The organism is Dactylosporangium sp. NPDC049742 (genome assembly GCF_040674675.1).
GTDB classification, from domain to species: domain Bacteria; phylum Actinomycetota; class Actinomycetes; order Mycobacteriales; family Micromonosporaceae; genus Dactylosporangium; species Dactylosporangium maewongense.
Genome location: NZ_JBFANF010000099.1, coordinates 22,562 through 35,456 on the forward strand (window position 1 = coordinate 22,562; position 12,895 = coordinate 35,456).

Consider the following 12,895-nt stretch of genomic DNA (forward strand, 5'->3'; position numbering starts at 1 on the left):
CGGCTCACGGCAGCGCAGCGACCGATACCAGCAACCGGTCACTCCAAGATCACGTGCGCGCACATCAAGCAGTTCAGGATGCCGCCGGCCCTCGTCCGGACGGTGACGTACTGCAACCGGTCGCGGCTGGCCGCTGCGCACGGTCGGCGGCATGAGCGCGCACCTGATAATCGCTCGAAGAGATCAACACAGCTTCATCCTGCTCGGTGGGGACTGCGTGGTGAAGGTCAGCTCATGCTGACGACGATCTTGCCCAGCGTGTGTCCCTCGCCCACCTGGGCCAGTGCCTCAGGTACCTCGTCGAGAGTGAAGGTGCGGTCGATATGAATCTTGAGGTCACCGGCTACGCATCGTTCGGCCACCGGTTCGAAGTGCGCCGGCCCTTCCTTGACGGCAAGCACGCTGAGCCGTCGACGCGTGAGGAGACCGGCCAGCGAGCCGAGAGTCAGGACGCGCAGCAGCGCGGGTACCGATCCACCGACACACCGGTAACGGCCGCCGGGGGCCAATGCCCGGCGGTAGGCGAACACCGACCGGTGCGCCACCAGGTCGAGGATGAGGTCATACGGGCCGCGGCGGGTGAAGTCCTCGCTGCGGTAGTCGATTACCTCGTCCGCCCCGAGTGATCGCATGAACTCGAGCTTGCCGGCGTTGTCGACTCCGGTCACATGCGCGCCGAGTCGCTTGGCGAGTTGTATCGCGAACGAGCCGGAACCTCCGCCGGCACCGTTGACCAGGACCCGGTGACCGGCTTCGGTGCCGTCGGTCCCCTGCCAGGCGATCACACCGGCCTGCGGAATGGTCGACGCCTCGACGAAGGTCAGTCCCGAGGGCTTCGCCGCCAGCACCGACTCAGGAGCGATCGCGTACTCGGCGAACCCGCCCTTGAGGGCGAGGTTGTCGCCGTACACCTCGTCACCAGGGCGGAGTTGGGTCACCCCCGGGCCGACCGCATCGACCCAACCGGCGATGTCCGAGCCGAGCGTCCGGCGTGCCGGCGCACGCAGCCCACCGATACGTGAGTACAGCGGTGTGCCGCGCAGGGTCTCCCAGTCGCTGAGATTGACCGACGTAGCCGCAATCCTGACGAGGACCTGCCCGGCTGCGGGTGACGGTATGGGAAGGCTCTCGATCCGCAACACGTCCGGTGGCCCGTAACTGTCGTACACGACTGCTCTCATTCGCGTACCCCCGGCTCTCCGCTCGACGGCGGCCGGTCCGGCATCCACCGCGGAGGGCCGGCAACCACGTCCTTGTGTAGCACGCCGAGACAAGCGGTTGATGATCTGTGACCGCACGGGTTCGTCAGCCGCAGCGCCCGAAGGGCGGCATGCGCGGAAGCGACCAACGCGGAGATCCTCGACTTCGGCGCGGACGGCCTGATGACCGCCGCGGCCGCACGCTCAGCCTCCCTCCTTCGCGCAGCCGCAATCTGCTTCCCTTGTCCGATAAGGGAAGCAGAGCAGGGAACGCCCAAGGAGCGGCCTGTCACCGCGCACGATCCGCGGCAGAAGAGGAAGCGTCGAGCGCTGGCTGAACGATCTCGCGCACCGTCGCCGTGGCGAAGCCGCCACTGTTGTGGCCTTCGCGGTCCGCGGCTCCTCGGCCGTCGCCGGGCCACACCGACTAACCTGCGACGGCGGCGGGGCTCTTGTGAATGCGGTCCCCGCCGTGGACGATTCCCGCATGACGGCGCCGCGGGGGTCACGTTTGGTCGCGCTAGGTCTCACCATCCTTGGCGGCGTGACAGTCTTGCTCACCGTGGCCGGCCTCAGTGTGGCGTCCTACGCACCGTGGCGGTTCGTTACGTTTGTACCGCTGGAGCAGCCATCGCGCGCGGTCCTTGTCATAGCGGCCGGGCTTGCCTTGCTCGGGGTTGCCGGCTGGATGGGATTGGCGAACCGGTTGGCCGCGAAAACGATCGCCGGGCTCGTGGCCCTCGTTGTGGCCATGGGGGTGTGCGTCGGCAGCGTCGGAGCAGCCATGCCCGACGCAGACCACGCCGTCTTCCATGACCGCGTGGCGGTGTCGCCGGATGGCCGGTTCGAGCTGATCAGGCTGAGTACGTCGTGGCAGTACCGGTACCGTGTGCGGACCCGCGGCTGGCTGTTCGGCCGTGAGGGGAACACTGACCTGGCGTGCACGCCGATCAGTTCGACGCAGGTCGACGACAGCCCGAACCAGACCTCGCAACTGCGGTACGTGCCGACCGTGCGGGTCGAACAGGCACGGTTCGCCGACGATACGCATGTCGAACTGCGGATGACCGACAGCCGCTCGTGGACGGTCGGGTTCAACGCACGGAGCCTGCGCCCTGGAAGGTTCCTGAACTGGTGCGGCTCGACCGAGGACGAGCCCCGGTAGATCGCTCTGCGGTGTGGGCACCGGCGCTATGCTCACGCTCCTGTTGCAGCAACGTTCCATCGATGATCGGGTGCACTGTATTCGGCAGATCCGGTAGCCGCCTTCACTCGCTTCCGCTACTCAACGTAGCCGCGAACACGGTTCGACGGAAGATCAATATCCGACTTGCCGTTCTGCTCGCGGTCGGCCGCAGCATGCTGCCCGGTGGGTCCCAAGCTTGTGCACAACGATCAAGGAAACGTGATGCGTGTGGGCCCGGAAGTCACGCATATCTGGGCCCCCATCCTGCTATCCCAGCATCGAGGCATCTCCGAGCCCGGCAACGACGCGCTGCAAACTATCAACCAACCAAGATCACCAACAGCATCCGGAGATTGCGCCAGAGCCCCGAAATCACGGACGAAGCCACGGACTTGGTTGGTCAGCTCGTGATGCAGCCCTGTCTGGTCACCGTTAGCGCGTTCGGCCGCCTGGTATTCGGCCATCCGCCGGAGGCCGGCTCTGAAGTCGGTGTCCGGTACCAGCTCAGCCACCTCGACCCAGCACTCGACCTGCTCGGCGGTCGGCTCGTCCGGCACCCCCAAACGCGGCCCGCACGTGCGTCCGCAGCCGGAGGTACAGCGTGCACCACCACGGCCGGGCAGGCTGCTGGATCGATGTTCGCCGCTGCCGCTCGTAGCGTTCGGCAGGTATCCACCGCCGACAGGTTCAAGGAGCGCTCATGTCCAGCAAAACTCGCCGTACCGTGCTCGTGGCGGCCGGGACCTCGGCCGTGCTCGCCGTGGGCGCCGCGCCCGCAGCCGTCGCGGACAACGGCGCCAGCCGTGCCGACGCGGTCCAGCAGCGGCTCGACCACCTCGTGCGCGACGACGGCTTCCCCGGCGCGCTCGCCTCCGTCCGCGGCGCCGACGGGCGGGTCCGCGAGTACACGGCGGGCGTCGGCGACCTGCGCACCGGGCGGCCGATGCCGCGCAACGGTCACGTCCGCATCGGCAGCAACACCAAGACGTTCACGGCCGTGGTCGTGCTTCAGCTGGCCGGTGAGGGCCGCATCGACCTGGACGCCACCGTCGAGCGTTACCTGCCCGGGGTGGTGCGCGGCAACGGCAACGACGGGTCGAGGATCACCGTGCGGCAGCTGCTGCAGCAGACCAGCGGCCTGCCCGACTACGACGACGTCCTGTTCACCCGGCCCGAGGACCTCGCCGGCCTGGCGCACGCCTACTTCGAGCCGCGCCGGCTCGTCGACGCGGCGCTCACCAGGCCGCCGCAGTTCGCGCCCGGCAACCAGTGGCAGTACAGCAACACCAACTACGTCCTCGCCGGCCTCGTCGTCGAGGAGGTGACGCGGCGCCCGATCGGTGAGGAGATCACCCGCCGCATCATCGAGCCGCTCCGGCTCCGCGACACCTCCTGGCCCGGCGTCGGTGAGCAACGGCTGCCGGAGCCGCACCCGCACGGGTACGTCGCCACCGCGCCCGGCGCCGCGTGGGTCGACGTCACGGCGATGGACCCGTCGCTGGGCTGGTCCGCCGGGCAGCTGATCTCGACCCCGGCGGACCTGCGCACGTTCTTCTCGGCGCTGCTCGACGGCAGGCTGCTCAAGCCCGCCCAGCAGGCGGCAATGCTGCGCACCGTGGCCGCGCCGGGCTTCGAGCCGACCGGTGACTGGCAGTACGGCCTCGGCATCGCCCGGCACCCGCTGCCCTGTGGCGGCGACGGCTGGGGCCACGGCGGCGACATCCAGGGCTTCGAGACCCGCAACCTCGCCACCACCGACGGCCGCAGCGTGGTCGTCACCGTGACCGCCCTGCCAACCACCGAGCGGATGGTCACCGGCGTGGCGGGCACTGTGGACGCCGCCCTCTGCGCGGTCCGGCGGTAGGGCTCGTCAGGGCCTTGCGGCCGGGTCCTGGCCTGCGGCGAGCAGTTCCGACACCGTCACGAGGCGGAAGCCCCGCGCCCGCAGGCCGGCGAACATCTCGCCGAGGTGGCGCAACGCCACCAACCGGCGCGACTGGCCGACGTCGTGCGCCAAGACGATCGACCCGGGCTGCACGGCGTCGACGATGGCGCGGACCTGGCCCTGCGGATCGCGGCGGTACCGCCGCTCGTCCATCTGGTGCGACCACAGCACCAGCCGGTAGCCGAGCTTGTCGGCGGCGAGGACGGTGGAGCCGCCGAGGTGCCCGTACGGCGGCCGCAGCAGCGTGGGCGAGCGCCCGGTCACCGCGCGGATCGCCTCGTCGCCGCGGCGCACCTCGTCAACGGCATGGCTCAGGTCGAGCGTGGCGAGGTCCGGGTGCGACCACGTGTGGTTGCCGATCTCGTGGCGGTCGAGCCGCCCGCGTACGACGTCCGCGTGCCGACTGAGATTGCGCCCCACCATGAAGAACGTCGCCGGCAACTGCCACTCGTCGAGCGCGTCGAGGACCATGGGCGTCCACTTCGGCGCCGGCCCGTCGTCGAAGGTGAACGCGACGACCGGCTCGTCGGTGCGCACGTGGTACGTGATGGTGGTGCTCGGCGACTGCGCGTCGGCAAGCACGTCGGCGGCCGACGCGTACCCACCGCTGAGCGGCGGGTGGTCCAGCCCGAACGCCCGCCGCGCGAGCGGACCGCCCGCCGCCCCGGCCAGCACCCCGCCCGCGGCCAGCCCAGCCCCCGCCAGGAATCGTCGTCGCGACAGCGCCATCCCCTGCTCCCCCCGTCCGTCCCCGTGGCGGCATCGTGTCACGCGGGCACCCGGCGGGGCCTCCTCCCAGCGACCGGTTTGGTTCACCGTCGCCATCAGGGGCTACCCTGAGCTCTCCGTCATGGTCATCCCCGAGCCAGGGACGACCTGTGGTCGCCCGACATCGTGATGACGCTGCGGCCGAACCGTTCCGCCGTAACGACCAGTCCCCCCAACCGTCGCCGGCGTCTCAGGGCTCTCCGTTCAGCGGCTCCCTGGTCAGCTCTTCAGTGGCCAGCGTTCGGACCAGCCACCGCGCGGCGGTGCCAGCCCGACCTCCTGATCAAAGATCTCGGCGCACTTCGCCACGCACACCTGGCAGATGATCGGCCCTGCCTGGGTGGCCACGACCCGGACGCTTCGGTTGTGGCGGCCACAGAGAGAACACGTGACGTCGCTGAACTGAGCCGGACCATCCACCACCGAGCGATTATATTCATGTCCGTCCAAGTTGCACGATGGTAGCGCTGGGCGCCGGTGTCCGAACGGTCGCCTCATCCAGCCGGATCGCATGAAGTCCCCGCCAGAGGGGTCACACCCTGGCAACGTCACCCCTCGGACCCACGCTGCTCGGTGGCGTGAGCGTGCGTCTGATGTACATCGCCTCAGAAGCTCCCGGCCAGCCCAAGCGCGCTGGTCAAGAGGGTTCTCAACCCCACGAAACACTCAGGCAGTCGAACTTCCGCGCGGCGTGCCCACATTGAGCACCCAACGAGGAGCGCAACCAACCGCCGCCGCGGGTCCGTCCAGCGTGCGCCCGCCGGCGGGCCACGCTCGCGGCCGGCAGACACCGCCGCTCCGGTGATCCACAAGGCCTTGAAGCCTTCCCTCAGCCATGATCCGGTGCGCACTCTTGCCGAGATGAGAGAGGCGTTCGTATGGAAAGTCACCGCAGTGCTGCTGCGAGTTCGGCGGCGTTGTCGAACGCGGGTGCCGCCCTTTCGGCTTCGTCCTCCGTGAGCGTGACGGACTGGGCGCGGGCCAGCATCTCGGCCGCAGTCTTTGGATCGTGCAGCACCATCGCGAGTTCGGCGCGGTAGACCAGGGCCTCTACCTGCTCGACCGGGTCGTCGTCGGCTTGCGGGCGGGCCAATGCGCTGTCGAGGATCCGAACGGCCTGTCCGACGCTTCCTCTGGAATCGGCTTGCACGACAGCATTCGCCAGGGCTTTGGCCAGCCGCCCGGCAGGCGTGGTGGCCGGCATGGGTGCGGTGGCGGCGTCCCGAAAGACGCGGATCCAGTTGCCGCCCGGGTCGATGACGCTGAATCCGCCCACCCCGTCGGCGTTCTTCCGCGCCCTAGGCCGGGTCATCCGCGGCGTTCCGGACACCAGTACCTTGCCGTACGCGGCGCGCATGCCGGCTGCGAATGCCCGGTGTAGTCCCTCGATGTCCGCGGTGAGTACCAGGCAGGAGCCATAGGACTGCTCCGGGTCGAATCCGGCGATCATCCGATCGGCTGATGACCCTGAACGCAACGCCGCCGAGCCGAGCCATCGGCGGCGCCTTCCTGCCCGACATGCGGCTCGCCAAGATCAGGCCCGTCCAGTGAACACGTAGTCTTATCTGTCCTTTGTGGACGCCCTGGCGGGTGTGAAAATGGGGGTGGTTGCCCGCCGACGTCGTCGCGGCTTGGTTCGATGAGACCGTCAAGTAGTCTGACGGCGGGAGCCGGTTCCAGGGCCCTGCATTGTTGCTTCGAGCACGCGAGTCCGCCTCTTTGTTGTCCCTCGGCCCCGCGGGCAGCCACCTGATGGTGTCTGCACCGCACGACGAGGAGCAACGGGATGGAAGCAACCGACGAAACAGTGCAGTTGATGGAGCGGGTCGCCGCGCTGGACATCGGCAAAGCCGGTCTGATGGCGTGCATCCGGGTGCCGAACGAACGCGCTACGGGCCGACGACGTCAGGAGGTTATCGAGTACGCCACGACGACCGGAGCGCTGCTGCGTCTGGCCGACCGGCTGCGAGAACTGGGTGTGACCCGCGTGGCGATGGAGGCCACCTCCGACTACTGGAAACCGGTGTTCTACCTCCTCGAAACAGAGGGGTTCGAGTGCTGGCTGCTCAATGCCGCACACGTGAAGAACGTGCCCGGTCGGCCCAAGACCGACAAGCTCGACGCGGTCTGGCTGGCCAAGGTCGTCGAGCGAGGCATGTGCGCACCGAGCTTCGTACCGCCCAAGCCGATCCGCCGGCTGCGGGACCTCACCCGCTACCGCCGTTCCCTGATCCGGGACCGGACCCGGGAGAAGCAGCGTTTGGAGAAACTCCTCGAGGATGCGCAGATCAAACTGTCGGTGGTCGCCTCGGACATGTTCGGGGTCTCCGGCCGGGCCATCCTGCCCCCGTTGATCGCCGGGCAACGCGACCCGCAGGTCCTTGCTGATCGGGCGCCGAGACGAGCGGTGACCCACGCCTTGCGGGTTGATCCGGAGCCGAGATCAGGCGCTTCGGGCGAGCTGTGCCAGCTCCACATCCGGATCTAGCCGATGTGCGTGCGTGTTCAGGTCAGTTCGTGGAGTCGTACGACCAATGCAAGAAACGTCTGGCTTCATCCGCAGCCACAGCGTGGCAGCCGGTGCATCGTCGGGAAGTCGACCCGTAGCAGTTCATGCCCGTGTGCGCGATCGAGCCCGCCGGTACAGACACCGGTCAGATCAAGTCGCACCAGGTCAGGGCCGCCCGCCGCGGCTCGCAGCCGCAATCGGACCTGTTCGTAGGCCGGTTCGATGTCTAATTCGATCTCGTATCCGGCCCGGACGGCCCGGAACGTCACCGACATGTACGGCCACGGAGAGCGCCAGCCGTGCCGGCTGTCAGCTGGACGTTCGTCGGCGGCGTCCGGGTAGGTCGGCTCACCCTCGAACAACCAGACGAGATCGTCATAGCTCGGGATCGGTTCCATGACCACCGCGGAACGCTCACACATTCCGGGTCACAACATCGCACCCAGGTGCCCGCTTCTGCCGCCGACCGCGTGCGGCGCCTCGCTGGCGACTGGCGCACCCTGTACGCCGCTGCCCTGGTCCACGACTCGTATGCCAGGCGCTTCGTGTGTGACCGGGCTGCTAGACCCGAACCAGTCCCAGTACACCCTGACCCGGACCGCCAACCACAGCACCGGGCAGCGCCTGCGCCTATGCCGCGGACTGGCTCGTTGCCGTCACCACCAACGTGTAATGCGCATTCACCTCGAAGGTGCCCGACTTCCCGTGGACGCGGACCTTGTGTTCGCCGGCAGCGGGTGGATCGATCCGGGCCCAGAGCCCGCATGCATCGCCTCGGGTCTTGCCCGAGGTGTCGGTTACCGGGTTGCCCGGCCCGGCCATGAACGTGATGGCTTCGCGCTCGATGCGCTCGAGAGGTACCTCCGCGCCGTCGAACTGGATCGAGCCGGTGACGCCGGCCATGAAGCTGCGGCAGTCGTCTTCGTCGCCACTGACCAGGTTGATCGCGGGCGCGACAAGTCGCACGCCGAGCGGTACAGCGCAACGCCGCTGTACCTGACCGCCGAACGTACCGGCAAGGAACCACACATCACCGGGCTGGTTGCGTGCGCAGTGCGTGCCGGTGCGGTCGGCAACCGGATTCGTGTCGACGGGTTCGGTGGCGGCCCACTCCCACCAGCGGGCCTGAATCGAGCGTTCCGCCGGCGATGCCTTGGGCTCTGCGGTGCCAGCTCCGGTCGGTCCATTGCAGCCAGCGAGGACGACACCACACGAAGCCACGGCAATGATCCGACGCAACATGACCGAGACGATAGCGGGCGCATCGACCGTTCACTGCCCTTTGACCAGGTGCCGCAGCCAGCTGCCGTGGATCAACCTTGATCAGCTGCGCGTTCATGCCGATGAGCGCTCAGCCGATCTTGGTGACGTCGACGAGCTTCCACGCTTCCGTTCGTGGCGAGATGAGGGTCCTTGTTGCCCGGTGCCGGGCGACGGCAGTCTGCCGACGCTGCGAGGAGTGGCCGGTCCCGGTACTCGCAGGGGACACTGGGCACAGAGTCATAGACTTGTGTTCGTGTCCTCGGTTTGGACGTTCCCGATCTTCTTGTTGGTGCTGTCGATTCTCGCGATCACACGATCCTGGGTTCCGGAGCGATGGCGCGGCCGTGAGCGCCGATACACGGCGCTCACGGCGGGAACTGGTGCAGCCTTCCTGGCGGCCGCGGTGCTCGGCTGGTCCGGCTGGCTCGTGACGTTGATGGGTGCCGGGATGTTGGTGCTGCCCGTCCTCGCGGTCACGCGTATCTGGACGCCGCCCAAACTTCGTGGATTCGAAATGCCCTTCGCGGTGCTGACGGTCGGGTTCGCAGTCGTCTTCATACCCGGCGGCGTGTACCTGCAGACCGCCGATGAGATGCGCGGAGCGGTTCCGATCCTGCTGCTCACCGGCCTCGCCGTCATCATCGCGGGCGGGGTCTTCATGACGCGGCGTGAGCGGCGACTGCACCGGCAAAATGACGCCGGCCCGCTCCAGTGAGGTTCTGCGAGTTCGGGTGCGGCCGACGGTTTCCCGAGGCTCCTGGAACTCCCAACAGCGCGGCACCGGTAGGCCGCTGGCGGGCGGCCGGCCATGCCAAGGCCTCGTTACGACAACTTCCCAGGCCGGGTGGTGCTCGTGGGATCTTTGGAGCGGGCTGTTGAGATTCGGCTGGCGGCGACCGAGGACGGTTCTACGGGTGACCGGCCCGGTGGAGCCGAGGACGTCCGTAACTGGGCGGATGGCGTGGCCTATCCTGGAGTCGTGGTTGTGGACTTCCGTACGGCATTGAGCGCAGCGTTCCACCCCCTTTAGGTGGCCGCAGTTGCGGCCCCGGAAGGGGTCAACATGTCTCGTACGGACAAGGACGGTCCGCATCACCCGCGGACTGGCTTGCGACTTCTCCTCGGTGGCGCCGGTCCGCCCAAGTGGTTCGTCGACCACGTCTGGACCAGCAGAGAACGTCAGGCAGCGCGAGTCGCATGCCGAAACGCCGCCAAAGAGTATCGCGGCGACGGGATCGTCGACACGATCCCCACCATCCAGCAGCATCGCCGCGGTGCCCAGTGGCTCTGGTGGTGACGTAACGCCAGCCGTGTGCTCCGTCCGACTGACTCGACGGAGCACACGGCGGCAAAGGTCGACCGTCCGGATCTGCCGCGGCGAGCGCGTACCGGTGTTCATCGCCGCGCGTGACGCACGGTGATGTGTGGCTGCCATCATCACCCAGCCATCAGCTGCGGGTCGGCGAAACGAGCTCGTACTCCGCGCGGCGCGGTCGGTGGATAGGCTGTCTGTGTGGCTGAGCTGCCCAAGACATCGAGCGTTCCGGTCGTCCGTGCAGACTTCGGCGAAAAACGTCGTCCGGGAACGTGTCAAGGTCGAGATTGCAGAGCCGACCGAGGAGGGCTTCGGCGCTGACGTGGAGTTCGTCGAGGACCGGACGCTGAACGGCCTGAGCGAGGCAGTGATCGCAAATTCGTACCCGCACGACTACCCGCACCGGTACCGGCACCCGGTTCTGTTCGTGGTCGACACGATTGCCGCGTCCACATCCGGACATCCCGTCCTGGTTGTCAACCTCAATGCATGGGTCGATGCTGAGCCGTTCAGGGCTTTAGCCCGGCAGGTGCAGTCGATCCAGAACAACCTGTCACTCGCGAACATGGATTACCTCGAATTCGCGAGATCAACAGATGCGGACGGCATCTTTCGAGGTTTCTGACAGACGATCCCACGTTCGCGCCGCTGTGGTCACGGCCGCGCAAATCTGCCGCTGACATCGCGCGCCAGCGAGGCAGTCGCCGTGCGTGAGGCTGACCGACAGTGCGCGCGACTCTGGCCGAGATGAGCGCATGTGATCACCGCCGACCTCGTGCAGTGAGCCCTCGTCGGGGTCGACGAGGATGCGGCCGTCGTCGAGCTTGCAGTTGGGCGAGCTTGCAGTTGGGCCGGCGCCACCAGCGCCGCCGTTCCGGGAGTGGGCCAAACGCTCGGCCGCACTCGGCTACGACGGCATGTGGGTGCTGCACCCGGGACAGATCGACGCCGCCAACGAGGTCTACCCGCCGAGCCAGTCCGACTACGACCATGCTCGAACTGACGAGGACGACACGTGGGAGGCGGGCGGCAGGCTGGCGCGGTCATGCTGGGGAACAGATGATCGTCCCGCAAGGTTGTCCCCTCGTGGTCGGGCGGCGAAAGGCCCGGGCCGCGGACATGAGCCGGACCTCACGCTCCGAGCCCCGGCCGAACTGGGAACCGGGCTGGTCTCAGCGGGGCGTCGGCGCGGTGGCGGCCTCGAAGAAGCCCCACGCAAAGGGCACCCAGAAGACGAGCCAGAGCACGAACGCGGTCCAGCCGACAATGATGCCGGCCAGGGCCACGCCATTCCTCTGTTTGAACAGCGGCAGAAGGGTCCTTTCCAACGATTCGCGTTCCTCGGGTGTGCTTTGCGTCGGAGTATCGAGAAAGCGGCGGAGGAAGGCTACGCGCTGCCGGATCTGACTACGGGCGAGGTGGCCCATCGCGCCGATCAGGGCCGGGAAGCCGCAGAGGAGCACCCCGCATAGGGACGTGACCAGGCTCGCCACCGCAAGCGTGTTGGCCTGTTCGTACCCGTACCGGGACGCGGACGTCGAGGCGGGGATGGGCGCGGCACTTGCCCTTGGCGCGGGCGCGGCAGTAGGCGCGGGCGGGAGAGTGGCTGACCCCGGATACCCGGGGTAAACCTGGTTGCCAGGGTCGGAGTACGGTTGGTTCGACGAAGGTCTCGAGCGTATTGCGCGTATCGAAGAATACGCCGCAACTGCAAGTATGCACGCTGTCAGCATCAGCACCACGCCCGCGGCGCCACCGCCGAGCGCCATCACAAGCGCCGCGGCGGCAACCAGGACGAGCCATCCGACGAGCGCGGCCCGCCCGCGCCGTGGCGGAGGGACGCTCGGTGGCGGGCCGGAATGGACGGGGTAGTGGGCCGGGCCGGGCCGGGCTGGGGTTGGTACGGCTGCGGGTGCAAGGGCGGCGGCCCGGGCAGGCGGTAGTGGGGTGGGGGTCCGCCTTGGGGTGGATACGGCTCCGGGTGGGTCATCGAGAGGTCCTCATCTCGTTGGTGCGTGTCGCAGCCGCCCCCCGACCGGCGCCTCCGCGTGGCGCCTCCCCAGGTGCTCAGGCAGTATCGGCTGTACTGCGGTCTATCGATGGGATCGAGTGTCGGATGTGCGGCGTTGGCGCGCGACGACTTCGCCTGCTGGCACGACATCAACACCTGGCTGTGCGGACTGACGCCGCAGGCAATGCTGACCGCAGCTGCCCAGGCCGGCCGGCCGGGCCGCGCGTGCGGATACGTCCAGCGCCGGGCGGGATCGTGCCGAGGCCTGACACGCACCATTACCCAACGCGGTGACCTGCCGTCGACCTGGTTGTTGGTCCCGCACGCTGACTGACGACATTGATCGCAGCGCGTTTGCCGGTCGCTGAGCGGTGGCAGCCATTGTCGGGTTCGGTGTCAGGACCGTCCCGCGGGTACAGCGACCTAGCGACCGGATCGCGGCAGATCCGGATGGTGGCCAGCGAACTCGGTTGCCGCTCTGTCGATGCCTGTGACACGGTGCAGATCCCCGACCCCCGCTCCGAGGCCCAGATGACAATCTACTTCTACGGTGCCGACGAGGTTCCCTACTGCAACGTTCGTTAAAGGTGGTACACAAACTTGCGGCGGAGTGTGCGGTTCGGTGGTGCGGGCCGTCCCCAGATCCAGGGGTTGGCGTGGGTGTTGAGCTGGGCGGTGGCCACCCGCACCGCGTAAGCG

Annotated in this window: 10 protein-coding genes and 2 pseudogenes; 6 read left to right on the forward strand and 6 right to left on the reverse strand. The window is 68.0% G+C overall.

Features of this window, described 5'->3' with window-relative positions; translation table 11 throughout:
* Positions 1-227 precede the first annotated feature (227 nt).
* Entirely contained in the window at positions 228-1,169 is a 942-nt protein-coding gene (locus tag AB0J72_RS55195) for an NAD(P)-dependent alcohol dehydrogenase (protein WP_363416132.1), read from the reverse strand.
* Between the two features lie 574 nt (positions 1,170-1,743).
* Between AB0J72_RS55195 and AB0J72_RS55200 the strand changes: the two genes are divergently transcribed.
* On the forward strand, positions 1,744-2,364 hold the full coding sequence (locus AB0J72_RS55200; RefSeq protein WP_363416135.1) for a hypothetical protein: 621 nt from the start codon (positions 1,744-1,746) through the stop codon (positions 2,362-2,364).
* Positions 2,365-3,085: 721 nt separating this feature from the next.
* Positions 3,086-4,249, forward strand: coding sequence for a serine hydrolase domain-containing protein (locus AB0J72_RS55205; RefSeq protein ID WP_363416138.1), 1,164 nt, complete (start codon positions 3,086-3,088; stop codon positions 4,247-4,249).
* Between the two features lie 6 nt (positions 4,250-4,255).
* Here the strand turns inward: AB0J72_RS55205 and AB0J72_RS55210 are convergent, their stop codons facing one another.
* Both AB0J72_RS55210 and AB0J72_RS55215 read right to left on the reverse strand, forming a co-directional pair.
* On the reverse strand, positions 4,256-5,059 hold the full coding sequence (locus tag AB0J72_RS55210) for a polysaccharide deacetylase family protein (RefSeq protein WP_363416141.1): 804 nt from the start codon (positions 5,057-5,059) through the stop codon (positions 4,256-4,258).
* A gap of 925 nt (positions 5,060-5,984) precedes the next feature.
* A pseudogene (locus AB0J72_RS55215) lies at positions 5,985-6,545 on the reverse strand (VOC family protein); the annotation flags it as partial.
* A gap of 339 nt (positions 6,546-6,884) precedes the next feature.
* Between AB0J72_RS55215 and AB0J72_RS55220 the strand changes: the two are divergent.
* Positions 6,885-7,586 (forward strand): transposase, encoded by a 702-nt coding sequence (locus tag AB0J72_RS55220; RefSeq protein WP_363416144.1) that lies wholly within the window; start codon positions 6,885-6,887, stop codon positions 7,584-7,586.
* 65 nt (positions 7,587-7,651) lie between these two features.
* Here the strand turns inward: AB0J72_RS55220 and AB0J72_RS55225 are convergent, their stop codons facing one another.
* Together AB0J72_RS55225 and AB0J72_RS55230 are read right to left on the reverse strand one after the other, a co-directional pair.
* A complete protein-coding gene (locus tag AB0J72_RS55225; protein ID WP_363416147.1) occupies positions 7,652-8,005 on the reverse strand; it encodes a hypothetical protein in 354 nt (117 codons plus the stop codon).
* Between the two features lie 232 nt (positions 8,006-8,237).
* Positions 8,238-8,849: a hypothetical protein gene (locus tag AB0J72_RS55230; RefSeq protein WP_363416150.1), complete on the reverse strand. Its 612-nt coding sequence runs from the start codon at positions 8,847-8,849 to the stop codon at positions 8,238-8,240.
* A 274-nt stretch (positions 8,850-9,123) separates the two neighbouring features.
* On the opposite strand from AB0J72_RS55230, the gene AB0J72_RS55235 reads away from it, so the two are divergent.
* The 3 genes and pseudogenes from AB0J72_RS55235 to AB0J72_RS55245 form a co-directional block, all read left to right on the forward strand.
* The gene (locus AB0J72_RS55235) at positions 9,124-9,585 is read left to right on the forward strand and encodes a hypothetical protein (RefSeq protein WP_363416153.1); all 462 of its coding nucleotides are present in this window, start codon (positions 9,124-9,126) and stop codon (positions 9,583-9,585) included.
* Positions 9,586-10,423: 838 nt separating this feature from the next.
* Complete coding sequence (locus tag AB0J72_RS55240) at positions 10,424-10,810, forward strand: hypothetical protein (protein WP_363416156.1); 387 nt, start codon at positions 10,424-10,426, stop codon at positions 10,808-10,810.
* A 247-nt stretch (positions 10,811-11,057) separates the two neighbouring features.
* Positions 11,058-11,180: pseudogene (locus AB0J72_RS55245) on the forward strand (CoA ester lyase); the annotation flags it as partial.
* 177 nt (positions 11,181-11,357) lie between these two features.
* Here the strand turns inward: AB0J72_RS55245 and AB0J72_RS55250 are convergent.
* On the reverse strand, positions 11,358-11,678 hold the full coding sequence (locus AB0J72_RS55250) for a DUF4190 domain-containing protein (protein WP_363416162.1): 321 nt from the start codon (positions 11,676-11,678) through the stop codon (positions 11,358-11,360).
* Positions 11,679-12,895: the final 1,217 nt, after the last annotated feature.